General features: G+C 67.3%; 30 protein-coding genes. 1 reads left to right on the plus strand and 29 read right to left on the minus strand.

Translation table 11 applies throughout. The features are described 5' to 3' along the window. Positions 1 to 44: 44 nt before the first annotated feature. The 4 genes from YS110_01760 to YS110_01775 form a co-directional block, all read right to left on the minus strand. Positions 45 to 551: a hypothetical protein gene (locus tag YS110_01760; GenBank protein ID UJB63568.1), complete on the minus strand. Its 507-nt coding sequence runs from the start codon at positions 549 to 551 to the stop codon at positions 45 to 47. Positions 552 to 766: 215 nt separating this feature from the next. Further along, a complete protein-coding gene (locus YS110_01765) occupies positions 767 to 2395 on the minus strand; it encodes a carboxypeptidase regulatory-like domain-containing protein (GenBank protein ID UJB63569.1) in 1629 nt (542 codons plus the stop codon). Beyond that, positions 2392 to 5667 carry a discoidin domain-containing protein gene (locus tag YS110_01770; protein UJB63570.1) on the minus strand — a complete coding sequence of 1092 codons (3276 nt, stop codon included), beginning with the start codon at positions 5665 to 5667 and terminating at the stop codon, positions 2392 to 2394. Before YS110_01770 ends, YS110_01765 begins: the two co-directional genes overlap by 4 nt. A gap of 53 nt (positions 5668 to 5720) precedes the next feature. Further along, complete coding sequence (locus tag YS110_01775; protein ID UJB63571.1) at positions 5721 to 9923, minus strand: phage tail tape measure protein; 4203 nt, start codon at positions 9921 to 9923, stop codon at positions 5721 to 5723. Between the two features lie 361 nt (positions 9924 to 10284). Here YS110_01775 and YS110_01780 point away from each other — a divergent pair, with 361 nt between their 5' ends. Next, entirely contained in the window at positions 10285 to 10515 is a 231-nt protein-coding gene (locus YS110_01780) for a hypothetical protein (protein ID UJB63572.1), read from the plus strand. Between the two features lie 70 nt (positions 10516 to 10585). Here the strand turns inward: YS110_01780 and YS110_01785 are convergent, their stop codons facing one another. From YS110_01785 to YS110_01905, 25 genes are all read right to left on the minus strand, one after another. Beyond that, complete coding sequence (locus YS110_01785) at positions 10586 to 11377, minus strand: hypothetical protein (protein ID UJB63573.1); 792 nt, start codon at positions 11375 to 11377, stop codon at positions 10586 to 10588. A 3-nt stretch (positions 11378 to 11380) separates the two neighbouring features. Next, entirely contained in the window at positions 11381 to 11584 is a 204-nt protein-coding gene (locus tag YS110_01790; protein ID UJB63255.1) for a hypothetical protein, read from the minus strand. Between the two features lie 87 nt (positions 11585 to 11671). Then, entirely contained in the window at positions 11672 to 12475 is an 804-nt protein-coding gene (locus YS110_01795; GenBank protein ID UJB63574.1) for a hypothetical protein, read from the minus strand. Between the two features lie 8 nt (positions 12476 to 12483). Further along, the gene (locus tag YS110_01800; GenBank protein UJB63575.1) at positions 12484 to 12756 is read right to left on the minus strand and encodes a hypothetical protein; all 273 of its coding nucleotides are present in this window, start codon (positions 12754 to 12756) and stop codon (positions 12484 to 12486) included. Between the two features lies 1 nt (position 12757). After that, entirely contained in the window at positions 12758 to 13204 is a 447-nt protein-coding gene (locus YS110_01805) for a hypothetical protein (protein ID UJB63576.1), read from the minus strand. After that, on the minus strand, positions 13201 to 13713 hold the full coding sequence (locus YS110_01810; protein UJB63577.1) for a DUF1320 domain-containing protein: 513 nt from the start codon (positions 13711 to 13713) through the stop codon (positions 13201 to 13203). Before YS110_01810 ends, YS110_01805 begins: the two co-directional genes overlap by 4 nt. Before the next feature lie 14 nt (positions 13714 to 13727). Then, a complete protein-coding gene (locus tag YS110_01815) occupies positions 13728 to 13997 on the minus strand; it encodes a hypothetical protein (GenBank protein ID UJB63578.1) in 270 nt (89 codons plus the stop codon). A gap of 35 nt (positions 13998 to 14032) precedes the next feature. Next, the gene (locus tag YS110_01820) at positions 14033 to 14926 is read right to left on the minus strand and encodes a Mu-like prophage major head subunit gpT family protein (GenBank protein UJB63579.1); all 894 of its coding nucleotides are present in this window, start codon (positions 14924 to 14926) and stop codon (positions 14033 to 14035) included. A 29-nt stretch (positions 14927 to 14955) separates the two neighbouring features. Further along, positions 14956 to 15366, minus strand: a complete 411-nt coding sequence (locus YS110_01825; protein ID UJB63580.1) for a hypothetical protein — start codon at positions 15364 to 15366, stop codon at positions 14956 to 14958. A gap of 18 nt (positions 15367 to 15384) precedes the next feature. After that, entirely contained in the window at positions 15385 to 16530 is a 1146-nt protein-coding gene (locus YS110_01830; GenBank protein ID UJB63581.1) for a phage protease, read from the minus strand. Between the two features lie 84 nt (positions 16531 to 16614). After that, positions 16615 to 17055, minus strand: coding sequence for a hypothetical protein (locus YS110_01835; GenBank protein UJB63582.1), 441 nt, complete (start codon positions 17053 to 17055; stop codon positions 16615 to 16617). Then, entirely contained in the window at positions 17052 to 17477 is a 426-nt protein-coding gene (locus YS110_01840; GenBank protein ID UJB63583.1) for a regulatory protein GemA, read from the minus strand. The genes YS110_01835 and YS110_01840 overlap by 4 nt, the downstream gene beginning before the upstream one ends. Before the next feature lie 4 nt (positions 17478 to 17481). Further along, a complete protein-coding gene (locus YS110_01845; protein ID UJB63584.1) occupies positions 17482 to 17715 on the minus strand; it encodes a hypothetical protein in 234 nt (77 codons plus the stop codon). A 107-nt stretch (positions 17716 to 17822) separates the two neighbouring features. Next, positions 17823 to 18725: a recombination-associated protein RdgC gene (locus YS110_01850; GenBank protein ID UJB63585.1), complete on the minus strand. Its 903-nt coding sequence runs from the start codon at positions 18723 to 18725 to the stop codon at positions 17823 to 17825. Further along, positions 18725 to 19003: a hypothetical protein gene (locus YS110_01855; protein ID UJB63586.1), complete on the minus strand. Its 279-nt coding sequence runs from the start codon at positions 19001 to 19003 to the stop codon at positions 18725 to 18727. Before YS110_01855 ends, YS110_01850 begins: the two co-directional genes overlap by 1 nt. Further along, the gene (locus YS110_01860; GenBank protein ID UJB63587.1) at positions 19000 to 19386 is read right to left on the minus strand and encodes a hypothetical protein; all 387 of its coding nucleotides are present in this window, start codon (positions 19384 to 19386) and stop codon (positions 19000 to 19002) included. The genes YS110_01855 and YS110_01860 overlap by 4 nt, the downstream gene beginning before the upstream one ends. Next, entirely contained in the window at positions 19383 to 19811 is a 429-nt protein-coding gene (locus YS110_01865; protein ID UJB63588.1) for a hypothetical protein, read from the minus strand. Before YS110_01865 ends, YS110_01860 begins: the two co-directional genes overlap by 4 nt. Continuing rightward, entirely contained in the window at positions 19808 to 20029 is a 222-nt protein-coding gene (locus YS110_01870; GenBank protein ID UJB63589.1) for a hypothetical protein, read from the minus strand. The genes YS110_01865 and YS110_01870 overlap by 4 nt, the downstream gene beginning before the upstream one ends. A 2-nt stretch (positions 20030 to 20031) precedes the next feature. Then, the gene (locus YS110_01875) at positions 20032 to 20580 is read right to left on the minus strand and encodes a hypothetical protein (protein ID UJB63590.1); all 549 of its coding nucleotides are present in this window, start codon (positions 20578 to 20580) and stop codon (positions 20032 to 20034) included. Between the two features lie 14 nt (positions 20581 to 20594). Continuing rightward, positions 20595 to 20825, minus strand: coding sequence for a hypothetical protein (locus YS110_01880; GenBank protein UJB63591.1), 231 nt, complete (start codon positions 20823 to 20825; stop codon positions 20595 to 20597). Further along, complete coding sequence (locus YS110_01885) at positions 20822 to 21430, minus strand: hypothetical protein (GenBank protein UJB63592.1); 609 nt, start codon at positions 21428 to 21430, stop codon at positions 20822 to 20824. The genes YS110_01880 and YS110_01885 overlap by 4 nt, the downstream gene beginning before the upstream one ends. Then, positions 21427 to 21579 (minus strand): hypothetical protein, encoded by a 153-nt coding sequence (locus YS110_01890; GenBank protein UJB63593.1) that lies wholly within the window; start codon positions 21577 to 21579, stop codon positions 21427 to 21429. The genes YS110_01885 and YS110_01890 overlap by 4 nt, the downstream gene beginning before the upstream one ends. After that, positions 21576 to 21731 (minus strand): hypothetical protein, encoded by a 156-nt coding sequence (locus tag YS110_01895; GenBank protein UJB63594.1) that lies wholly within the window; start codon positions 21729 to 21731, stop codon positions 21576 to 21578. Before YS110_01895 ends, YS110_01890 begins: the two co-directional genes overlap by 4 nt. A gap of 3 nt (positions 21732 to 21734) precedes the next feature. After that, positions 21735 to 22970 carry an AAA family ATPase gene (locus YS110_01900; protein UJB63595.1) on the minus strand — a complete coding sequence of 412 codons (1236 nt, stop codon included), beginning with the start codon at positions 22968 to 22970 and terminating at the stop codon, positions 21735 to 21737. Continuing rightward, a complete protein-coding gene (locus tag YS110_01905; GenBank protein ID UJB63596.1) occupies positions 22970 to 24772 on the minus strand; it encodes a DDE-type integrase/transposase/recombinase in 1803 nt (600 codons plus the stop codon). Before YS110_01905 ends, YS110_01900 begins: the two co-directional genes overlap by 1 nt. Positions 24773 to 24784 lie beyond the last annotated feature (12 nt).

Raw genomic sequence — 24784 nt, forward strand, 5'->3', positions numbered from 1 at the left:
GGTGTTCGTAGCACCTAGCCAGGTCGCCCGTCTTTTTTGTTGCGTTACCCCTCTGCCCATCTCGAGCCGCGCAGCTCAAACTCCAAAGTGCCCACAGGGGCACCATCGAGCATGGCCGTGGCCACCAGCGTGCTGGGGACGATAGAAGACTGCAGCGAATGCAACACCGGGTACACATAGATGGCGGCGCCGTAAGGCACGGCCATGCTGCCGTCAGAGCTGCTGCCCAGCACTGTGCCGGGGGATGACCATGCCAGCTCCCATTGCACACGCTCTGCACCCGGGCCAAAGTAGGCACCTGCGTAGTACATATGCCCGTATTCGTTGGCCGTGGATGCGAGATATGAAATACGTGTGCAGCGCCACGAACCGCTAGGGATGGTGGGCGGCAGCTGCTGGCCGTATTCGCCCCACCAGGGATCGCCCCTGTAGCCCACGCCTGGATCCACCTCGGGAAACTCAACCGCAGGCCATGGCAGCACCTCGCCCTCGAAAACCAGGTCAACCATATTGCTTAATGTCACCATCCAGCGGCCAGGCTCGCCGTCCATAGCGGTCGGGGTTGTGCTGGCCCACTCAGGGATCAAAGGACTGGGGGCCACCCAACTGACGGCACCGCCAGCGACGGGGGCTTGCGGGGGCACTGGCGCAGCCCCCTCCTTGCGCACCTGCACCGCCCCCTCCTTGCGCACCTGCACCGCCAGCTCCACGCGCCGCCCAGGTACTTGCTGCACCGGCCTGGCCGGGAAAAACCGTCTGCGCTGCATCACACCACCACCTCCACCTCGCTAGGCGGGTAACCCTGGGCCTCAATCAGCAGCACATGCCGGCCGCGCTGCACGGGGAAAGACACGCGCCCGGCGCTGTCTGCGATGCGCGAAGCGCCGCCGTCGAGCGTGATCTTCGCGCCGCCCAAGGGCCGCCCCTGCTCGTCGCGTGCCGTGAAGATGATCTCGCCATTGGCCACCTCCACTGTCACGCCCGGCTGAATCACTGGGTCGAACGCGCTTGAAAGCGTTGTTGTCTCAATATGGGGCACCGGCCCCACGGGCGCCTCCACGGCGCAGACCAGGCCCGCCGCCGACAAGTCCAGCTCCGCGCTCACCAGCCGGTGGCGGCCTGTGATGGGCGAGAGCGGGTGCGCCATGTCCACCCACGCGCCCGTGGCCACGTCAGTGAAAGTGTGCTGCCAGGTCACGCGCCAGCGCGGCCGGGCCAGCCAGCCCAGCACGCGCTGGCCCAGTTCCTCGGCCTGGCGCGGCGTGCGCAGCCAGGGCGCGGGCCACTCCAGCTCCAGCAGGCCGAAATCCTTGACCGCCTCGGGCGCCTGGAGCTGTATCGCGCGCCGGTAGCGCTGGGCCGCGTGGTCGTAGTCGTACAGCACGCGCACGGCCGTATGCAGCCCGGCCGCCGTGGTGCTCGCCTGCAGGCCCTGGGCCGTCAGCTTGTCCACGCGCAGCGCGGGCGCCGCGTCGTCGGGCAGCGGCGGCCAAGTGATCGCCACGCCCGGCATCGCCGCTGCCCAGGCGCCGCCGCAGGACTGCAGCAGCCCATCGACGGCCGCCCGGATGCTGATGCCGTTGTCGGCCAGCAGGCCGCCCAGCACGATATGCGCGGTCTCGGTGCGGTAGTCGTCCAGGTCGGCCCACTGCACCGGGGCGCGCGCAAGGTTGGCGAGCACGTCGTGCAGTATCTCGGCCGGGGTTTGCAGCAGCCGCCCGGTGTCCGGGTGCATGCGCCCGCGCAGGCGCACCGCCAGGCGCTCGCCCTCGGCCAGCGGCATCGCCAGCTCGACAAACGCCACGGCGCGGCCTGTGCTGTCCACGCCGTTGTAGAAGGCCCAGGCATCCGTGGCAACGTCATCGCGCTTGACTTCATCAACCCCTTGCACCGGGTGGTCGGCCAACAAGAAAACCCGCTGGTCGTCGCTGTACTGGATCGGCGTCAGCGTCACCTGGCCCCACACCCAGGGCAGCACCTTCACATCGCGCCAGCCGCCCCACACGGCGCTGGTGCGCAGCGGCACGTTGTCCGACAGCGGCCGGTCGGCCCCGGCCTCCAGGCTCATTCGCACCTCGCCGCCGAGCTGCAGGCCCACGGCGATGCCGTCGAACAGCACGCCCGCCTGCGTCGCCACGCGCACGGCGCGGCGCACCGGCGGGCATTGGCCCCACAGCCGGGTCAACTGGCCGCCCGCGTTGTCCAGCGTGGCGTCCATGTTGCTCACGGGGGCGGCGGCAATGCCCGGGATGGACAACGGCCGCTGAATGCTCGACAGGCCCGCCAGCAGCGGCAGCGTCATGCCGTCCCGGCCGGGCGGCGCGGCGCTGCCCGGCCGCACCAGGTTGACCTGGCCGCCATCGGCCCCGGCGTCGATCTCAAGCCACGGCGTCATGCGAACACGGGCTCCAGGTCCAGCGCGCCGGACATGAGCCGCCACGCCTCGTTATCCGGCTGGTAGGCGTGTATGTCGCTGATCTGCAGCGCATCGGCGCCCCAGCGCACGAGGGATGAATCGCCCGGATGCAGGTGGTGCGGCACGAACAGCAGCGGCTCGTCGTGCTCCTGCGCCCAATCGCCCAGGCCCAGCAGCGCAGCCACGTCAGGCTCCAGCAAAGCGTTTTCCCAGGCGAGCTTCCAGCCGTTGCCCGCGCCCGCGTAGAGCGCGGCGGCATTCAGTCCGCCCCCGCGCGTGGAGGCCCAGCGGCGCAGGCGCTCGCAGGTGCTTGCGTGGTGCTCTGTGGCAAGGGGCTGGCCGCACCACACCCAGCCGATGCTGCCGCCCGGCGCGCTCGTGACCGAGAACCGCACGAAGCGCGCGGCCATGGCGAGATGGAACACGGCCACGCTCACCGGCCGCGTGACATCGAGGGCGAGCGGCGCAGACCATGCCACGCCATCCTGCGACACCTCTGCGGCCACGGCCGCGCCCTCTGGCAACTGGTAGCGCGCCAGGGCAATGGCGCCGATTTGCCGCACCGCGCCGAGGTCGATCGTCATGGTCGCGTCGCTGCCGTCCCAGCCCCAGGCCGTGGCCTGCGCGTCCTGCAAATTGCTGGCGGCGTGCGGCTGGTGCACCGTGAAGGCGTAGCCATCCCCCGGCACGAAGGACGGCGCCGCCCCAGCCTCAAACACCACCTGCAGGCCATCGGCCAGCGCCGCCTGGCCGCCTGGTGGAATGTCGGCCGGGGCAGACCAGGCGCCGCCATCGCGGCGCCAGCGGAACTGCCCGGCCTCGACCGAGAAGGTGAACGCATCGCCAAGCTGGAACGGAATGCCCCCCAGCGCGAGCCGCAGCGCCACCCCGGCCTGCGCGTACACGGGCGCGGCCGTGCCGTCCGTGGGCACGATGTAGTCGGGCAGCAGCCCGGCGCTGCTGCCCAGCACGCGCCAGGTCTGCACGTCCGTGCCGTCGATGCCCCCGGCCAGCCAAGCGGCCCCGGCGCCGATGGTCTGCAGGACGGCCTCATCGCCCACGCGGTAGGGGCGCTCGCTGTCCACCGATTCGATGCGCAGCGTGATCGAGTCGCCGATCTTGAGGTGGTTCTCGCACGCCACGGCCAGGCCGAAGCCGAACTCGCGCGTCGAGTACGGCTTGCCGTCCGCGTCGCGGCGGCTTGAGATATACGGTTTGTTCGTAAATGCGGGCAGGTAGTAGCCATCGTTATCGACCCACCAAAAGGGGTCTTCGTGGTCAATCCAGCACCCGCCCGCGTCTGTGGTGCTGGAATCAGATTTTGGGACGATGCCCGCCAGGGTGCGGCAGTAATCCATGCGCGCGGTATACCGGCGCAGGAGCTGGACCCGATCCGCGTCGCCAGTTGTGGGGGATAAGTCCCCTGCCGCGCCAAGACAGGCATAGTCGGCCCAGCCGTCACCGTGCTGAACTCTGAAATTGTTGCCGCTTTCATCCCACTCAGGGGATGCCGGATCAACCCAGTTTTCGTCGCCGGGGGAAACGCCAGAACCATTACTCGCATACGCACACACAAAGAGCTTGCCGCTCACCGGGTTCAGCCAGACGCTCTTAGGTTTGGCCTGAAGCATCGTGCGCTCAAACGGCTCTTTGCCGCCCAGCGCCAGCAGCACTGCCATATCCGCCACCATCGCCGCATAAGCCGTATCCCACTCGGCCAGCGCGGGCGTGGACTCGTAAATCTCCCCCAGCGCAAGCGCGAAAGCGCCCGCAATGCCATCGGCAAAATCCATATCCTCCCTGGAATACGCCGGATTGGGCTGCACTGCGGTATTGCTGGCAGCAAACAAGGAGCGCCACTGGTACAGCGGCGCAAGGCGCATCTGGTGCGCCGGATCGAGTGGCATGTCGTCACCTCCTAAACCGAGACATTTGTCAGAAACCTTGATCGGCGGCACCTTGCGGCAGTCGCACTGCGCGGGCGGGCGCTTGACGTACCTGAACGTGACCGTGAGCGGGCGGGCGTTGATGCCCAGCTTCACTGGCCGCAGGCACGCGCTGGGCGTCACCTCGCCCTTATCCTCATCACGCCCCACGGGGGACCACACCACGCTCCACTGCCCGCTGCCCACGGCCGCAGGGTCAACCGATGGGATCGTGAACAGTGCCGCGCTGCTGGCATACGGCACGCCCGTGGTCGCCCCGGCCAGCGTGCCTGACACGTCGCCCGCCACGCTCCAGCGCTCCTTGCCCACCACGTCCGCGTTGATGCAGCGCACCGTCAGCGTCTGCGTGGGCGCCTGATCGGGCACGGCCACGTCACGCAGCGCCACCCGGCCCGCCATCGCCATGAGCCAGGCGCTGGTGCGCAGCGGCACGTCGATAGCTGCTTGCCCGCCGCTGGTGCGGTCAGCGGCCACCACGCCCGCCACTTCCACCAACGCCGAGTTGCCCAGTGCGGTCAGCAGGTCATAGAACGTGACGATGGCGGCCTGCGCCGGGGTGGCCTGCGTGTCCCCGAAGGTCTCCGTAGCCACGCCGTCGCTCACGGTCACGACATAGCCGCCCGTAACGCTGTAGACCGCCGTGCTTGCGGGCACGTCGCGCTGCAGCGCGGGCGAGAGGCCGAATTGCCAGGCGCCGTCCTTGAACTTGCGCCAGGGCCGGTACACCTGGGGGTCGAAGCCAAACGCGATACGCGGGCTTGCCGCGTCGAGTTCGTCCTTGGGCGACAACGGCAGGCCGCCGAAGTCCCACTGCGGCCCGGTCTGCGTGGCCGTGCTGGTGCTCCAGGGCGCCAGCAGCGCCCAGGCCGTGGCCGTGCGCGTGATGGCGGGCTGCACGGTGATATGCAGGGCATTGCCGCCGCTGCCCGGCGTGCGGGCGCGGATGCGCACTTCGCGCACGTCCAGGCCCGCCGTGGATGTCTCAATGCCCAGGTCGGCCAGCGTGACCGTGAACTCCTGCAGCGCGGCACCAGCGTCCACGCTTTGCACCGTGAGCTGCCCATTGCCCACGCCGACGAACTGCGGCACCGAGGCGCGCGGGACGCCCCCGGCCGAGACGATCTCTACATCGACGCCCGCCGCTTCGTGGCCCGTGTAGCTGCCCGCCAGGCGCACCCGGCCGCCGCCCGTGCGGCGCGCGGAAACCCGCTCAATCGCCGTGCTCGCGCGCACACTGCTGGCCGCCAGGGTTGCGGTGCGGGCGAGGTTGTCACGGCCGGAGAGGTAGCGCTGTACGGAGGGCATGCAGCGACTGTGCCGCTACACGCCTTCGCGCAGTGATGAAAACGCTTTAGAACTCAGCGCGCGAGCTGGGCGATGCGGCGCAGCTCGGGTTCGATCAAGCGGGCGAGCTGGACCGGATCGTTGATGCCGTTAGCGTGCAGCGTGATCTGCACGGGCGGGCGCTGCGGCATGTCGCCCGGCACCGGCCCGCGCGCACCGCCGCCGCCCGTGTCCTCGGCCGTGCGGCCGCCGCCATCGGACACACCGCTGCCGCCGCTGCGGCCGCCGCCGCCCTTCGTCTTGCCGCCCGAGCCGCCTTCCTCGCGCTCGCGGTCTTTGCGCTGCTTTTCCTCCTCGCGGTAGATCTCGCCCAGCACCACGAGCTGCTCCTCCAGCAGCGCCAGTTCCTTCGTGAGCCGCTCCGCTTCTTCATTGTTTTTGCGGATGCGGGCGCGCTCGATGTCGAGCCGCAGCAGCGCCATCTTGGCGCGCACCTCGGCTTCGTCGCGGGCCTGGTGCGCCTTCGCCACGTCTTCTTCCGAGCCGTGCAACTCCAGCAGGCGCATCTTCAAATCCTCCAGGCCCTGCGCCGCGCCCTGGTTAGAGCGCTCCAGCGACTGCTGGGCGGCGTCCAGCTCCTTGAGCGCCGCCGACATGGCCCAGGCCAGCTTCGGCACGTCCTTTGCCCAGGCGCCGGATTCCCGGGCGATCTTCGCCATCTCCACGAAGTACTTGTCCGCCTGTTGCTCGGCCTGCATCCAGGCGTTGACGGCCTCGTTCGCCGCCTCGTTCTGCGCGGCGGCCTGCTTCTGCAGAGCGGTGCGCGAGTCGTCGGCCGCACTCGCCATCTCGCGCATGCCATCGGCGCCGTCCTTCGCCGCGTCGCCTACCTTCTTGGTTGCGTCCTCGGCCTCTTTCATCGACTTGACGATGGACTTGCCCGCCTTGTCCGTTTCGACCACGAAGCCATGCTGACGGGCCTGGGACTGGATCGTCGCGTCCGCGATGCCATCGTTCGCGGCAATCGCCGCCTCGGCCATGGCCTTCCAGGCCTCGTTGATCTCGCGTGGCGTGGCCGTGCCGCTGGCCTGCACCACGTCGAAGGCTTCCTTGGCTGTGCGTGCCAGTTCCTTGAGTTCGGCCTGGGGCTTGACGCCGAGCTGGCGCAGCGCTTCGCCCAGGCTCTGTATGCCCGGTATCTGCCCTTCGATGGTCGCGCGCTGCTTGTCCAGCGCAGACTGCAGGCGGCCCATGCCGTCCGCGCTTACCTGGCCCGCCGCGCCCATGGCCTTGAGCTTTTGCTCCATGGCGTCGATGGCCTGCAGGCTGTCGGCCTTGGGGATGGCGGCAGCGAAAGCCATTTCGATGGCACGGGCGGCGTCCTTTGCCCCCGCGCCTGCCGCCTTGGCGGACTCGGCCACCAGGTCAACCTGGTTGATGGCCTCCTGCGCGCCCGTGCTGATCTTGCCCAGGGCCTGCGCGGCGTTCACGCCCAGCCGGTCGAAGCTGGCCGACAGGATTTGATCGTTGGCCTGGGCAAACTCCTGCGCACTGAGCGTGCCCTGCGCAAAAGCCGCCTTCACGGACAACGAGAAATCGTTGAGCTGCTGCGTATTGAGCTTGCCCAGGGCCTGCTGCCAGGCACCTGCCACCTGCTGCGCGCTCAGCACGCCCGTGCTGCCCAGCTCCTGCAGTGCGCGGGCGAATGCCGCGATGCTCCCCTTGTCGTCGAGTTTCAGCGATTCGACAAGCTTGTCCACCGCGCCCTGTACGCCTTCGGTGCCACTCTTGAGCGTGTGAAACTCGACCACCAGCGCCTTCACACCTTGCGCTGCGCCTGCCTGGTCAAGCTGCACACGCAAACGCGCAGCAGCATCTCCCGCCAGCAGTCCCGCCTGCTGCGCCTCTTTCAGCCTGTCGCGCAACTGCGCTACTACCTCCACCGATTTCGCGCCCTTAATCGCCTCGGTGAAGACCTTCTCCAGCGCCGCCGCCGCTTGTTGCGCACCTTGGCCGGCCGCCTGCGCTCCGGTGCCAAGCTCCTTCATTTTTTGCGTTACGGCCTGCACAGCCTCGCTCGCCTTGGCATTGGCCTGGGCCGCCGCGTCGGCGGCTTTGCCCTGTTCCTGCACCGCCGCCTTGGCCTTACCCGCAGAGGCGAATAGCTGGGCGTATTCGTCGTCGATCTGCTCCAGCTTGGCGCGCAGGCGCTCTTGCGCGGCTGCAACGGTGTCATCCGTGAAAGGCGCCCTCATCATCTCCCAGGCGGTCTGCGCCATTGCAGCAGCCTTGGTCAGCCCAGCGGCCATGGCAATACCCGCGCGCTCGACCTCCACGAACTCATTGCGCAAGTACGTACCGATATCCCACCCCACGGCAAAGCTGCCCAGCGCCACCGACAGGCCCGCCACAGCGGTTTTGAGTGCGCCCGCCGCAGTCGCGGCACCAACCAGCCCCCCCGTCAGCGCAGGCATCAGCGCCGAGAGTCCTGCGATGGCCGTCGTACCCGCCATGCGCAATGCACCAAACGCCACACCCAGCGCGCCTGCCGATGCAGCCGCCGTGACCAGCGATGCGGCTACTCCCGAGATGGCCGGAAACGCTTTTGCAAAATCCGCCACCCACAGCGTGGCCGTTTTGAGCCCACTAGCCACCGCGTTGATGACAGGCAGGAACACCGTCCCCAGATTGATACCCGCCTCATCAGCGGCGTTCTTGAGCAGCTTGAGCTGCGCGCCAGTGGTTTTCACCCGCGTCTCAAACTCCTGCTGCATCGCCCCGGCGGTTTTGGCCTTGTCGCCCACTAGGCCCAGCGCTTTCTGATATTGATCCAGGCCGCCGAGAAGGCGCGCTACATCGTCCTGGTACTCTTGGCCGAACAAGCGCGAAAGCACCTCCGCCTGCTTCTTTCCGTCGAGTTTCGAGAGCGTTTGCAGGAAGCTCTCGATAGCCTTTTGCGGGTTGTCTCGAATGTCCTTTGCCAACTGCTTGGCCGACACCCCCGCCTCGGCCAGCGCAAGCTGAAACTCTTTCCCCTGAACCCCGGCCGTTTGCAGCTTCGAGAGGATGGCATTGATGCCTGTGCCCGCCACCTCCGAGGAGACACCAAGGCTCAACATGGCCGCCGATAGTGCCGCCGCCTGTTCGGCCGATAGGCCGAACTGTTTGGATGTGCCGCCGATGCGGGTCAGCACGTCGATGATGTCCTTTTCCTTGGACGCCATGTTATTGCCAAGGGCATTGATGGCATCACCAAGACTGCGAACCTGCTCCAACGGCAAGCTAAACACGTTGGACAGCTTTGCCACGGCCTCGCCCGCCTGCTCAGCGTTCATGTTGAATGCCGTGGCCATCTGGGCAGACAGCTCAACGAACTGCTCCAGCTTCTCCAGCGGAATCCCCAATTGCCCGCCCGCTGCCGCCATAGCCGCCAGTTCAGTGGCCGCCATGGGAATGGTGCGTGTCATTTCCTTGATGCGACCATTCAGGGTCGCCATCTGCTCGTCGGTGCCGTTGACCACCTTTGCCACATCGGCCATGGCGCTTTCGAAGTCAATGGCCTTCTTTGCCACCACCGCGAGCCCAGCCCCGGATGCGGCCATGCTGGCGAACTCCATCTTGGCTTTGCCGAGGGACTCCTTCCAGCCGTTGGTCTGCTGGTGCAGTTCCCGAATCCTCTCTTCCACTTTCATGGCGGCCTGCGCCAGCTCGGTGCTTGTGAGCTTGCCGCTGGCCTTGAGCTGCTCGTAGGCCTGGCGCGTCTTGTCGATCTCCTTTTGCACGTCCGCATGGGCGCGCACGCCCAGCAGTTCGCGGTTTGCCAGTACCGATGCAGCTTCTTCCGCTTTACGCGCGAGGGCGGCCAGGTTGGCGCGCGAGGCATCCAGCCCACGATTGAGCCCCACCTGGGAATCGGCCAGGGCCTTGGCCGAAATGCCCATGCCTGCCAGCGCATCGCGCGAGCGCTGCAGTTCCTGGCTTTGGCTTGCGAGCGCCTGTTTTGCCTGCCCTGCCGACTGCCGTAGGCCGTCGAATTCTTTTTGCGCCGCGCCCACGTCGCGCTGCGCGGCCTTGGCTGCGCTGGCGTTGTCGCGCTGGGCCTGTGCCAATGCAGCGACGCCTGCCGCTGCCGCCTTGTACTCGCCCTTGAGCACGGCGAGCTGCGCCTCGCCGTCCTTGAGCCGCTCTGCCATTACGGCCGAGGCATCGCCGGATTCCGTGGCGGCCTTCGCCATGGTCTTGAGCTCGGCCCCCAGTTGCTTGATGGCCTCGCCCATGGCGCTTTGCTGCGCGCGGGCCTGGGCCAGCGTGGCACTGGCCTGCTGCTCGGCCGCAGCGGCTGCGGCCAGTGCCGCCTGCTTGTCCTTGAGCGCAAGCGCTGCATCGCGCGTGGCCTTCTGCAGTTGCTGGGTGCGGGCCGCCGCTTCGGTCGTTGCGGCCTTGAGACGCTCGAAGCCCTCAATGGCCGCTTGCTGGGCGCCGAGCTTGTTGATCTCCGCCGCCAGCTCCGCCAGTTCCGGCCCGGCCTGGTCTGCGCCGTCCTTGAGTTTGTCCAACTCTTCGCGCAGGCTTATGATTTCGTCACCGCCCTTGGCGCTGGTTTCCAGCACCAGCTTGGCCTTCATTTCTTGACCCGACATGAATCAATCTCCAAAACATCCGCCGCTGACACGTTGGCAAAGCCTGGGGCTGCATGCTGTTGTGCTGCTGCCCGTGCTGGGTGTGTTGGTTGCATTGCTGAATGGCATCCCCATGCAAACCATCGTCAGCATTGCAGTGGGCGTGCCATTGGCGGTTATCTTCATCGGCACCCCCATTGCCCTCGCACTTGGGCTTTTCTTCACCATGGTGCGCAAGGCATTCAGCTAGCCCTTGCGCAAGAAAAAAACCGCGCCCAGGCAAACGCCCGGCGCGGTTTTTTATTGCCCCCCGGCCAGGGTCAGACCATCGCGTCGATACGCATGAACGGGCCAAACAGCGGATCGGCCTGCAGGTCGGGCACATACAGCGCCTGACCCTTGAGCGACAGCTCGCTTTCTTCGCTGGTGATCCAGCCGAAGTCGCCGTCCATGGCCAGGCTGATGCGCGGGATGATGACGCGCACCTTCTGGCCGTCGCCGTTGACCCCGGAGAAGACGATCCCGCGCTCGACGTTCGTCTTGCTGAATGCAGCGATGTTCACGAAGCCTTCGTACTCGTAGTCCACCTTCAACGGCTCGACGTGCGCGGCGGGGTGCGCCAGCAGGCGGTAGCGGCTGTGCGCCGCGTCGGCCAGCTCGTAGTGCGTGTTTTCGATGTACACCAGCGGCGTGCCCGCGGTGCTGTCGTTGATGGTCACGCTCTTGCTGCGCGGGTAGCGCAAAAAGAAGTAGTCCCCCGGCTCCAGCTTCGCCAGTTGCTCGTCCGTCACGGTACCCGAAGGGATTTCCACGGCCGCACCGAAGAACGCCTGGGCCAGCGTGCGCGAGTCGAACTGCACCATCGTCAGGGCGACTTGCAGGCTCTTTGCCGACTCGATCTCCTTGAGGGCCAGACGCTGGCCGGAGCAGCTCTCGGGAATCGTTTTGGTCTCGCGCGAGGGCGTGGCGGTAAGCGAGCGGTTGCCGCAGCCCACGCTATACAGGTTCGTGAGGAAACCCATTTCAGGGCGGCCGTTGATCGGGTCGTAGGTGCCAATGTGCACCGGGCCCTGGCCGTTCCAGATGATGCTGGTAGATGCTTGTGCGGCCATGGCTTATTCCTTCTTGGCGGCGGGAGTTGTGGAGGTGGCGGCGGGCGCAGGCGCAGCCTTCGCAACACCCAGGGAATCGAGCCATCCGGCCTTGCCTTCGGGCAGCGCCAGGAAATGGCCGGGCTTGTAGTCGCGCCCTGCGTGGCGGTGCGGCTTGAGCAGCTCGATGCGCACGCGCGGCGGCTGCGAGTCGGGTTTTGTGGACATGAAAAAGGGCTCCTGTTTAAGAGCCCTCAGTGTTCGCCGCCCTGGCGTTTTGCGCTCAGCAAAACGCTTTAGGAAATGCAGCCGCGCCTAAGCGTACTGCCCGCCCGACGAAACATCTCCTGCCGCATCACCAGGAAGGTAATCGGCGCCCGCGCCATTGGTTCGCACCACGGCATTTGCGCGGATGTCGTATCGCTGGCCCGTTGCCGTGCCTTCAAACACGGCGTCCTTGATAGTCAGCACCGCGCAATCCAGCGCGCGCACGAAGCACCCTACCGAGGGGTTGTCCACCAGCGTGCAAGTCTGCCATGAGGCGCTCATGCGCCCAGCCAGCTCGATATGCATGTGCTCGATGCAGTTCCCCGTGATGCGCCATGGGCAAGCAATGTGCAGGCTCGCGCCATCGAACGCGTACATATGCGCCCCGCCGACCTCGCCGAAAGCAAAGCTGTCGATGAGCGTTACCGTCGTTGTGCCATGGCACAGGATGCCCGGCCCGTTCTGGGCCTGCACGGTCATGCCGCCGAGCAACCAGGCGCCCGCGTTGTATGCGAACACGGCGGCACCCACGCCATGGATACGCACGCGCTCCGGGTGATCCTTGTTGCCCATGATGGTGATGGGTTGTCCGCCAATGTGCTCATACAGCACGAGTTCGCCGTAGTCGCCATCGCCGACAAGAATCCGGATGAAGTTGCCGTTGCTGTCGAGGGATGTCGCGGCGGAAACTGCCCGAGAGAGCGACTGGAAGGCCCCGCCACTGGAGTCGCTCAGACCGTCATTGAAGTCGCTGCCATCCGTGCGCACGTAGTAGGTGCGCGATGTCGTCAGCTTCTCGCGTACCGATTTGCCACCTCTGACGACAGCCAAAGAAAAGGGGGGGATCAACATATGCCCCCCTACGCGATGGCGCCATCCACGATGCACCCACTGCCCGCCTGGCGGCTGACGCGGTACTCGCCGTCGCCGTACAGCGTCGTCATCCTGGCGTCCCACGTCAGATAGCCCACGGGCTCCCAGGCGCCGTCGCTCATCCTGCGTTCGATAGTCGCGCGCCAGTACGTGGTGCCCCGGGCCGCGCCCGCAAGCGTCATGGTTTGGCCGCCTGCAAGCACGAAGTTGGAGCTTGTAGCGGCATCGCTGCCCGCTGGCAGCAGATTGGTCACGGCCATGTCAGTCCCTGTGCAATGTGTTGTGGAGCTGGTACTTGTCACCGAACAACAGCACGCTCGCGTTGTAGTCCAGCACAGCCCCGGACACCCATCCCACGGTGGATGCACCATGCGACGCGGGTTTGTGGCCGATGAGGGCCATGCGCACGGCGCCCACGAGCTGGCGTGCCTCTTGGTGCATCTGTTCGCCGAAATGCTCTCTGTAGTTCCGAAGGGCCAGCACCACGCCGAATACGGCCGATGTGCTCTGGAAGCACACCCCAGGTGTAGCGGGGAACTTGCCGGTGTTCACCTCTTCCGCAAACACCACATAGGCGCTGGGCGTGCGGAAATCTGCCAGCTCTTTCACCGCCGCGTAGTCCGCAGCGCCGCTGATAAATTGCAGCGCGGGCACTTGCTCGCGCAGGCGCTGCGCGATCAGGCCAGTATCAAAAGGCTCGAAGTTCACCGAAATGCTCCCAGCTCGCGGCGGCTGAACACGCTGGGGGCGCACTCAAAGCGCGCGTCCAGCTTGTCGTTCGCCACCACGTCTTCGGCGCCCAGGCTGAACTTGCCGTCTGCTGTCTGCTGCAGCAGGCGCTGGGCGTCGGTGTAGCCGCGCGCAATGCGGTCGGTGGCCTCCAGCGCGCGGCGGTCTTTGTGCAGCATGTAGCGCGCGATGGCGCGGCACCAGGCCGTGACCAGGCCGGGCACCGGGTTGAGCGGCAGCACGTAGCCGCGCTTTGCGAGATAGCCATCAATCATCGCCGTGGCATCCGCCACGGCGGCGTCGATGCGCTGCACCACGCGCTCGGCGGCGGCCACGTCATCGGGCGGCCAGGCGCTGGTGTCCTGCCCGCAAAGCAGCGCATTGAGCAGCTCGGCCCGCACGGGCGAGCGGTGCTCATCGGTCGCCACTTGCGACAGCTCCAGCGCGCCGGGGCTGTCGGCCAGTTGTTCGTGCGTGATGTACGGCATGTAAAGCTCTTTGCTCAGGCGCTGGCTTCGTCCTCGCCCTCGGCCGCCGCCGCTTCGGCCAGGTAGGTCACGAGCATCGGCTCCCGGGTGAGCTGCTCGTACTGCCTGTCGCTCAGATCAGCGAGCGGGAGGCGCGCCTCGCCGGAGAACGCGAAGCCTGCGCGGCGAAAGCCTTCGACCTTGGGCGTGACGACCAGGACAAGCGGCTTGTCGTTTTGGGGCTTGGCCTTGGGGGCGGGGGCCGAGGTGCGCACCTTGGCGCGGGTATCTTTGGCGGTTGCCATGGGGATGCTCCTTGGGATTGAGGGTGGTAGGCGTGTCAGTCCTTCATCCAAGGGCACACGACCACCTTGGACAGGTTGCGCATGACGTTGGATGCGCCGTTGGCCAGGCGCTCGGCCGTGACGACTTCCAGCGCGGCTTGCTCCATGGAAGGCGGCACCCACAGCTCGGCGCTGCGGATCACGAGCGGCTTGCCGCTGTCGTCATGGAACGACTGGTGCTGGGCGCGGGCATCCGAGTAGGAGCCAACGTCGAGCGGCTCCTTGGACGCGAACGCCATCTGCCACAGGCCCAGGCCAGCATTGCCCCGGCCATCAGCGCCCCAGACGAACATGTTGCGGTTGAACACGGCGTCGTCGGTGAGGCTGGTCTTCGCTGTGAAGGCGTAATCGCGGCGCTTCTGGTAGATGAACGGCTTCAGGATGCGCGTGGTGTCCAGCAGCATCCAGGTCTTGCCGCTGCCGCCCTGGAAGTTGCTCACGCTCACCTGGCGGCCCGGTGGCCCCACGGGGTGGTCGGTGTCGAAGAAGTACTGGCCGTCATAGCAGCGCGTGGTGAAAGCGTTGTTGACGACATCGAACACCATTTCGTCGGGGTGCGTGGCGGCGTCTTGTCCAAGCTGCTGCACGACGGGCGAGAACATGCCGTACTTGTCATCCTCGATGTGGTCGCGGAGCACCTCCACCGTGTTCTCGAAAGTGCGGTTCTTGATGCTGTAGCCGTGCAGCATCAGGCTCTGGTACTGGCGCTCGCCGAGCCACTCGCGGAAGCGCGTGAAATTTCCCAGCCAGGCATAGGTTTCCTCGGCCGCAGCGCTGGGCACCAGCGTGGCGAGCTGCTGCCACATGGGCGTGGCTGTGGACAGGCCCGCGCGAAACGCGCCGTTGTAGGCCTGGTTGATGATGGCGAGGTTGGCGTGATTGATGATCATGTCGGGGTGCTCCTGTGGCGTTGGGTGGGTTAGCGGAAATCGACCCAGACGCCATCCGCGTCCACGTCGTACACCCGGCCAGCGCGGCCACGGGTGCCGCCGCCGTTGGTCTTTGCGACGGTCTGGTCGTCCACCAAATAGCAATCGGCGCCGAGGTCGGCGAGCGTGATGGCGTCGGCGGCGGCCGAGTTGCCGAACTGGTGGGGCGTCTTGGACAGGCGCACACGCATGGCGCCATCGGTGCCTCCCGTGTTGTCGGCGCGGCGCTCGGCCACGCCCGCGCCCTTGAGGCCCGCGCCCGTGGCGCCCGGAACGGCAAAGCCTGCGGCGTTGATGGCGACCAGGGCGCCCGCGTAGATGCGGGCATTGGCGCCCACAGGCGGTTCGATCTGTTCGCCGGGGCGGCGCAGGGTTGCGCGGTCTTGCGTGAGTGCAGTCATGTTGAGGGGCTCTCGTAGTTAAGCGGTGGTGGTGCTCACGGCACCGGCCTTGTATTGCTCCGGCGTCAGGCCCATGGCCGTGCACACGGCCAGCTCGGAGGCCGTGAGCTGCGCGTCACCCTTGGCCGCGTCCTCGGGCGGGCGGCCCCCGGTTTGCGTGCCTGTGAGCGCGGCGATGGGTTGGGCCGTCTGCAGGTAGGCAGTGAGTGCGGCGACGTTCGACTTGCCCAGGTCGCGCGCCCAGGTTTCTTGGGCGGCCAGCAAACGGCCATCGGCCAGCGCGGGCTTGACTAGGTCGTCCACCTGGCGGGCAAGGCTGACCGCCGAGAGCGCGGCCACGCTGGCTTTGAGTTCCTCGACCACCGCCACAGGAACGAACTGCGCGGGGTCGGGCGCGCCGGACGTGCGCAGGCTGGTACAGGCCGCAGTGACCGCATCGGCGGAGGCGTCGGCGGAAAGCTGCAGCGCGGTGCAGGCGGCCGTGGCCACGGCCGCACGCGACTGCAGGGACTGCAGCGGGCCGATGGCCGTCAGCGCGGCAATGGCGCCGTCTTCGGTGGTTGTCTCGGGCAGGCCGAGGGCGGCCAGCAAGGCCTTGAGCAGAGGATTCACGGATGGCTCCTGTTGAAGTGAGGGGAGGAAAGCGGCCGTGGCGGCGGCCATCAGAGATACCGGCTGCATCCCCTGGATGCCGGGATCGTTGGTGAGCGCGCCCATGAGGATTTCCAGCACCGTGCCGTCCGTCTTGGAGTACGCGAAAACCGGGCTGAAATAGAGGTATTCCTTGCCGTCGATGGCGGCGGCGGCGCGGGAGGTCATTTCGACCAGGCCAAACAGGCCCTCGCCCTCGACCCACTCCAGGGACTTGGGCCAGCCCGCAGCGGGCGCGGGCTGGCCGTTCTTTTCTTTATTGAGGGTCTGGTGCTCGTAATCGACTACGAGGGGCTTGCGGCGGGCGTTGAAGCGCTCCATCACCAGCGCGGCGCTTGCGGCGTCGATGCGCCACGCAGGCACTTCTTCGGGCCGCGTGTCGCCGCTGCGGAACTCACCTGCTGGAAAGAACTGCACCCGGCGCATCAGGCCATCGGCAGCGCCCGCCGCCTGCACGGCGAAGGTGCAGGCGGCGACAGCTACAGCGCTACGGAGGGTGTTGGTGGAAGGCATGCCGCGATGGTCGCGGCGGGGGGCGTTTGAGGTGAACTAAAACGCTTTAGAAAACGCTGGCGCATTGCACGCCAGCGTGGGGGCTCAGTCGTCAATGCCGGGCAGGCGGCCCTGTCGCGTGCGGATTTGCTCTTCGTGCCAGTCGTTCACGATCTGGCGCACGCGCATCTCGGTCAGCCCGTACCGGCGAGCCAGCACATGGTAGTTGTCGCCCCGGAACTCGCTGCACATCTGCAGGTCGCGCGCCGAAAGGTACGCGGCCACGCCCTTGGCCAGGTAGATGGTTTTGCCGCCTTTTTCGGCGCAAAGGTGCAGCACTTGCACGGTGGCTATGCGCGCCATGGCGTGCAGCACACGCAGCCAGGCAGGGTCTGGATGGGCCGTACCGGCGCGCGAATCCATGAGCGCGATGGATTCAAAAAGGCACCAGGCAACGTCGCGCACTTCGTCGGTCAGCCCTGCGGGCAAGTGCTGTGCGAGCACGGCGGCCTCGGCCTCGGTCAAGCGGCGTGCTGGCATCGTCATGCGGCACTCCCGCGCGCGTGCATGACCTTGAGGCCCTCAATGCAGGAGTCGAGCTGCGCGGTGTTGCAAAAGCGCAGGGCATCGACGCCCACCTGCCGCTTGACCCATGCATTGAGCGCGGGCGCGCTGTGGTTCTGGATCACGCCGTCGCGGTGGAGCTGGTTCCACAACGCCCACACCTTGCGCTCGCGCGGGCTCGCTGCGGCCCGGGTTTGCGCAAAGGTGCGCCGCCGCGTGGGCACCAGCACGCCCAGGCGCTCGCCCAGGGCCTGCATGTGGTCACGCACGCGGGCCTGCTCTTTCGCGCCCAGGGCCTTGCTGCTGTTCTTGCCCGTGAGGTTGACCAGCAGCGCGCGGTAGTCGTCGTCGCTCAAGCCGAGCTTGGACTTGAGCGTGTGGATGGCTGCAATGTGGTTTGCCATTGATCTACCCCAGCAGCAGCGGCCCGAGCCACCAGTTCCACAACCCGAGCAGGCTGCAAACAAGGAACACCCACTGCTGGGCATGCAGCGGCCACTGGCGTTGCCAGGCGCTGGCCGTGAGCCAGGCCACATTGCTGACTGCGAAGGCACCGAAGCCCCAGCCGGGCAGCGCGGGCATGGCGAGCAGCAGCGCGCCCAGCACGCCGAAAAATGCACCCGCGACCGACAGCGCGAGCACGCGAAAAGGCAGAGCCGTTTTAAGCGGCCCTGCGCCGCAGGAGGTGCAACCCCCTGGGTTTGCGGTTTGGAACGTTTTGGAAGGCATTTCCGGGGCTCCTGTCCGTATCAAGCGGCCTTGGCGGCGCGGCCATCGCCGCCCAGGGCCGCCACCAGGTCATGGATCAGCTTCGACAGCTCGCCCGTGGCGATGGCCGCATCGGCATCAAAGCCCTGGTCGTCGGGCGAGCGGCCGTCGAACACCGCGTCGAGGAAGCTGATGCCCTTGAGCTGCAGCCCCTCGGTCAGCACGAAGGACACGCGGTCGTCCCAGGTCAGGGCCAGCGTGGTGGGCAGCTTGCCCGCCTCGATATGCGCGCGCACCTCGCCGATGTCCAGCGGGTGGCGCGTGTAGCGCACACCGGCCTTGGCTTCGTCGGTGGTTTTCAGCTCGCACTCGCGGTCGATGCTGAAACCCGGGGGCGGCTCCTGCGTCCTGAGCCAGTACGCCATGGCGGCCTGGGGCGCGGTCTGCGTATGCAGCAGCGCCAGGGCAAGGCCGGGCAGCAGCTCCACCAGCAGGCTTACCACCTCATCGGCGCGGGCCTGGCTGCTGGTGTCGAGCGCCAGCGTGCGGGCCTGCGGGTCGATCCACACCCACATGGCGGCCTGCTTGGTGAAGGCCATGGGCAGCAGGTCGAGCCGGGCCTCGTCCTTGAGTTCGCGGCTTTCCTTCTTGCCGGGCTTGCGGCCGGTTTCCTGTTCGATGCGCGCGGCTTTTTCCTGCACCTTGCGCGCCAGGACGGCGGCGGGCAGCACCTTGGCCTCGGTCATGTAGCGCAGCACCCAGTGCCCGCCCACGCCCTCGGCCAGCAGGCCGTGTTCTTCGCCCCGCGGCGGCACGAAGCCGCTGGACTTCTCCTGCGTGGCGCCGCATTCCAGGAACAGCGCCTTTTGCAGCGCGGCCTCGACTTCGCCCAGGCCCACGGGCCAGGGCGAAACGATGCTGTAAACGATCAAGGTCTTGAACATCAAATACTCGCTTTCGCTATGGCCTGGCGGCGATCCACGGACGCGCGGTAAGCCACGCTGGTTTCAATCGCCGCGCTGCTGATGCGCGGCTGCAGCGGCACGATGCGCTTGCCGGTGCGGTCCATGACCAGCGGGCCGGTAGGAGACAGGGACGGGGTGCCGGGCAGCTTGGGCGGCGCTTTGCCGCGATCACGCCACGACTGCGGTTGCGGCGCGGCACCGATGGCGGCCGTGCCCTTGGGGCGCACGGATTCAAATGCGGAGAGGACGCGGGTCATGCAACCACCTTTCGCTGCTGCCCCAGCGGCATGCCGCAACGGCGCGTGCTGGCGATGCCCACTCGGATGACGGTCTTGCAGCTCTTGGGCTGGGTCTTCTGGATGATTTCGACCTGGCCGCAATTGGGGCAATGGGCACGCCATTTCACTGGGCTCGTGTCACACCGCCTTTCATGCGCCCCCTTGGGGGCGTGAATCGTGATGTCGCGCTGCTCTCCGCCGTCGATCTTGATTTCCTTGTTGGTGTCTTCGCCCTTGTGGGCGATGTACCCGACAACCAGGGAAACAAAGATAGTTGTGGCGATCGACATGGCGTCGGCAATGCCGACTTGGTCGAGGAGGCGGTCAAACGCTGCCGCGAAGTCGTCGTGTGCTTTGCTCATGCTGCACCGCCCTTCATCCGCACCACATCCTGCAGGGGATAGCGAATGCCGCCGCCCGAGGTGGACTCGCCACTGGAGTGGTAGTGCACGATGTCACCAGGGCGCAGGCCCTCATGACCAATCACGCGCTTACCCTTCCAGACGAACCCCTGAAACGGCTCGCAGCCAATCACAAGGCCCTTGGCGTCCAGCTCCCAGCGCAGGAAGTCCTGGCCGTGATCCTCGAAGTGCAGGACGGTGGCGACCTTGTCGAAGTAGCGCAGGCGCCGCCGCGCCGCCTGCTCGACGGTCTTCTGCAGGCCGGGCAGCTTGAGCGCAGCCTCGCACTGCGCGCGGTCGAAACGCTCAATGGATCGAACGCGATCATCGGCCGTGCCGTAATAGGTCTGCACGCCGTTATGCACGGCGGCCTTGAACGGGTTCATGCTGCACCGCCTTTCTTCGGCACCTTGGGCTGGTGCTGGTCGCAGATGGCCTGCACCGTGGTGGCGAAGCCGTAGCGGCGGCACTCCCAGCCCAGCTTGTCGTAGGGCGGCGCGCGGTCGGCGAAGACCTCGGTGACGTGCTTGCAGTTGCCGCAGGTGGGCCGCTGGCCCGCCGTCTTGTAGCCGATGGCGGCCTTTGTGGATTGAATGCTGCCCATGGTCATGCCCCCTCGGCCTGGGCCTCTTTGATGGCCGCGTTGATGACGGACGTGACGGCCTTCTCGATCTGGCTGTCCACGCTCTTGATAAGCGGTTGGTCGCCGTCACCCTCCAGGCGCACGCCAAGGCGGCGGCGCAGCTCGGGCGAGAGCTGGCGCAGGGCGGAGGCCACGGGCTTCTTGGTGATCGCCACGAGCAAATCCACCTGCTCGCCCGGGATCTCGCCCGCACTGGCGAGAGCGAAGATGCGCTCGCACACCTTGTCGTCGTCGGCCCACGTCAGCGAGCCTTGCGACACCTGCATGCCGAACTTGATGCCCTCGACAACCTGGGTGCGGGGCTTCTGGAACAGCTCAGGGTTGGCCTTGATGAGTGCCAAGAGCTCGTTGTGTTCCTTGGCGACCTTGCGCGCCACGCGCTTGATCTCGGGCATGGCGCCGTTCTTGACGGTATCCAGGCCGCTTTGCAGCGTGAGGAACAGGGTGGACAGGATGTCGCGGCACTCGCTCAGTGCGGTGGCGCGTTGCTGGATTTCTTGAAGTGTTGCCATGGTGGTGGCTCCTTTCAGTGAACGTGTGCCGCGCCCTGGGCGGCGGTGTGGGGGGCGATGGTTTCGGCGGCATCGCGCAGGGCGTGCGCGGCTTTGGCCGTGCAGCACGGGTGTGCGATGGCGATGGCCGCGTAGGCGAGCAGCAGCCCGTCCAGCGCGATGCCGTGCGACGGCTGGGCGGCGGCGATTTCGGTCAACCGCTCGGCCAAGGTCATGGCGGCGGCACTCTTTTCTTTCGGGGTCATGGCTGGCCTTTCTTGATTTGCTGCATGCGCTCGCGCAGGTGCGCGGGGATGGGTGCGGCGTTGAGTTCGCTCTGTTCGATGGCGGCCAGGGCCGGGTCTTTGCCGCCGTACACAACGTCCAGCGCGGCGCCGATCTCAAGCGCCTGGCCACGCACCTGCACGGTGTCGCGGCGCGGGCGCAGGCGGGCGTCTTCCTCGCGCTTTGCTTCCTGGGCGGCTTCGTGCTTGTCGGCCATGCCTGCCAGGACGGCGTAGAGGTAGCCGTGGCCTTTCATGGGCAGCTCCAGGCGCTGCGCGTCGCGCGCGGCGAGCATCTGGTCGATGGCCTGTGCCCAGGCGTCCAGCGGCGCGGGCCAGTCCCGGCCCTTGTGCGTGATGGCCTTGCGCTCCATGTCGGGCAGGAGCTGCTGCAGCAGCTTGAGCTTCTTGGCGCTGGTCAGGCGCTGCTTGGGCGGCTGGAACAAGGTCACGTAGTGCAGCACGCGCGCGCCCAGCGGGATGCTCACGGCAGCCAGGCGCGCGAACGCCTGGCGTTCTTCCTCGCAGGCCAGGGCGACGCCAAGATCGAACTCGGCGCCGCAGGAGGGGCAGGAGATGGTTTTCAAAGCGCGCCCCCCCACACGATGGCCGCGACAACGCCCAGGGCGATGGCGGCGAACCAGAGGGCGACGGCCAGCGTCACGCGCAGGCGCTGGGCGCGCGTGGGCATCTGCTGCAGCGTGCCGGGTGCGAAATGGTGGCGAGGGGTTTTCATGCGCCACCCCGCTGGCAGATGGCGGACACGCTGGCCGCGTCGGGGAAGTGGGACAAGACCGTGCGCACCGCCGCGCAGGCCGTGGCGAAAAGGCCGGTGCAGCGGCCCCAACTTCCGTCCTGCATGGTGATACGGATGCGGAAGATGAACATGGCCTACACCCCCTGCGGCATGACATCCGGCTGCGCCACGCGCACCACGTCGCGGTCGATGCGCGGGGCACCGAGGGAGGCGGCGGTGTTCAGGCACAGCGTCATCCAGTTGTTGACGTTGAGCGGGTACAGCATGGACAGCGGGGCGGTGTTCTGCCCGCGCTGCACCGTCAGGCGCGTGCGCAGCTCGTCGATGCCCTCGGGCGTGATGAACTCCTCCAGCGCCCGGCCTGCCGCCTTGGCGCGGTGCTGCAGGTAAGCGCCCAGGTGCGCGCCCAGGGGATTGAGCCGCACGATGCTGGTGCGCTGCATGCTCTCGCGCACGTCATGGCGGGTCAGCTTCTTCTCAAGCTCGGGGTGGCCCATGAGCAGCACGCCCAGCATGTAGCGGCGGCCCAGGCGCATTTCTTCGTTCAGGCGCTTGAGCTGGTTCAGCGTGGTGGTGGGGGTGGCGTGCGCTTCTTCGATGATGAGCAGGTGGCGGCGCTCCTGCTTCGTGCTTTCCTCCAGCAGCTCGCGCACGAACTGGCTGCGGCGCTGCGCGTTCTGCGGCACGCGGGCCTTCTTGTCCAGGGCGTAGGCGATGGCGATGTACAGATCGGCCGTGCGCAGGGGCGTACCCCGGCTCTCGCTGTCTTCCATGGCGGCCACGCTGGGGCGGATGCACACCACGGGAAGGTGCTCGCGCACGATCTTCTCGCGCATGGCGTCAAGCATGGTGGTCTTGCCCGCGCCGCTTTGGCCGACCACGGCCACAACGCCGCCGCCGATGGCGGCCTGCCAGGCGGCCTGATGGATGTAGCCAATCTCGCCGCTGGTGAACATATCGGCGTCCTGCAGGACTTCGCCATGGAAAGGGTTTCGCAGGTGCAGCTTGAACTGCTCCACTGCGGGCGGGATCAGGATGGGCTCAGGGATTAACATCGGTTCCTCCTTTGGGGTTTCGGTTGGTTGCTGGGCTTCAAGGGCGACCTCGCCGGGGTGCAACTCGGCGGGGTCAACTTGTTTCAGGGCCTGGGCAGGCACGCCGCGTGCCTTGAGCCAGTCCAGGGCGCGGCGGCGCACGTCGCCGGGGCGGCGCGCGGGCAGCAGGCCGTGCTTGACCAGGCGGCAGGCTGCGGCGGTGGACAGGCCCATGCCGCGCGCGAACTCGGCTTGGGTGATCTCGTGCTGCTGCAGCACCGGGGCCAGGGGCGGCATGCAGGGGATGGCGGCCGAGGCCGAGGCGGCGGCGGGCATCACAGGTCACTCCCGACGACCCGCAGGCCCACGGGCTGGCCGCTGGGTGCGGCGCTGGCCTGCAGCGCCTGGCGGCGGGCATCAATCAGGCGCTGCACAACGTCCCGGGGCACGCCCTCGCTGTAGCGCTCCGACAGCCATGCATAGGTGCCGGTGTCGTAGTCGCCACCCAGCTCCTGGCGCATGAGCTGGCAGGCGGCGGCAATGGACATGCGCTCGGGCTCCACGCTGGTGGCGGCCACCTCATGCGGCGTGCCGGGGCGCTGCAGGAAGTGCGGCAGGCTGGCGGCCTTGGCCTTGAGGTCGGCGAAGGGGTCGAACTGGCCCTGGTAGGGCGTGGCGCCTGCCTTTTCTGCAGCCTGGGCCTGGGTGGCGGTGGCGGGCGTGCCGCCCTGGGCATACGCCTGGGCACGGATGCGCGCGCGGCGCTCGTCGGCGGGCGTGGCGGGCATGGCCTTGTATTCGTCCTTGCCCAGCACGGGTGCGCTGGTGTCGTAGCCCGCAAAGCCCTCTTGCACGGGGCGCACGTCGTGCCAAATGATTTCGCCGGTGTCGCGGTCGGTGACGCCCACGCGCACGGCGGGCGCGGCCAGCGGGTTGACGCACACAAGTACCTTGTCGCGCGGGCTCACACCGGGCACGTAGCGCACGCTGTAGGGCGTGCCTTGGTAGCTGACCTGCATGTCGGCGCTGACGGTGCGGGCTTCGCTCAGGCTGCTGGGCAGCTCGCGCATGATTTCCATGGGCGGGGCCAGGCGCAGGTGTTCGCTGGCGATGGTGCTCCAGAGGGCGTAGCGCGTCATGCCGTGGCGGCCGTGCTTGCGGGTGCCGTTGTAGGCATGCATCCAGGTCTCGGCCAGGGCGTTGAGGATGGGCACGCTCAGGCTGGCGCGGTCGATGTAGCGCAGGCGGCTCTCCAGCCCGCGCTCGACGATGTTCTGCGCGACCTCGACGCTGCCCGTGGCGCGGCTGTTACCGGGGGCATGCCACTGCTGGCGAATGCCCATGGCGCTGCAAAAGCTGCGCACGGGGCCGCTCTTGAACATGCCGCCCTGGTCGCTGTAGAGCATGTACGGCACGCCGTGGAAGGGCGCGGGCACGCCCTTTGCATCGTGGCGCTGGGTCATAACCCACATCAGGAAGTCCAGCAAGTTGGCGGTGGTTTCGCCGCCCACGTAGAAGCGCACGGCGATGCAGCCGCTGGCGTGCTCCACCGCCACGAAGCGGGTGAGCAGCTTGTCGAGCACGGGCACCAGGTTGTGCGGCTTGTTTTTGTAGTGAACGCCGCCTTCGACAATCAAGCGCAGTTCACCGCTGGGAGCGCGGTAGAGCACGCACACCGATGCATCGGCCGCCAGCACGGCATTGACGTGTTCGGTGCGCATGCGCACGTGGGCCGAGGGCGTTGTGAGGCTGTCCAGGTCCAGCCCATGTTGGCGCAGCAGCCGGGCGACGTGGCTGGCGGACAGGCGGGCGCTGATGGTGCCCGCCTGGTAGAGCATGTTGATGGTTTCCTCCAGCGGAATCATGCGCTTGCCGTTGCGCATGTCCTTCCAGCGCGCGCCAGCGATGGCGTCCAAGTCGGCACTCGGGATGGCGCTTTCGCCCGCGTCGGCGCGCTTCTTGCGCGGCGCGGCCAGGCCCAGGTCGCGCGCCGCCTTGGCCACCAGGGCGTGGGTGCGCCCGGGCGACAGGTTGAGTACGCGGGCGGCGCGGTTGATGATGGCGCCGCTCTCGCCATGCGCGGCGGCAGCGCATTCATGCGCGGCGGCGATCAGGGTTTCCATGCGTAGCGTCTCCATGGTGTTCCAGGG

The organism is Acidovorax sp. YS12, from assembly GCA_021496925.1.
GTDB lineage: Bacteria > Pseudomonadota > Gammaproteobacteria > Burkholderiales > Burkholderiaceae_C > Paenacidovorax.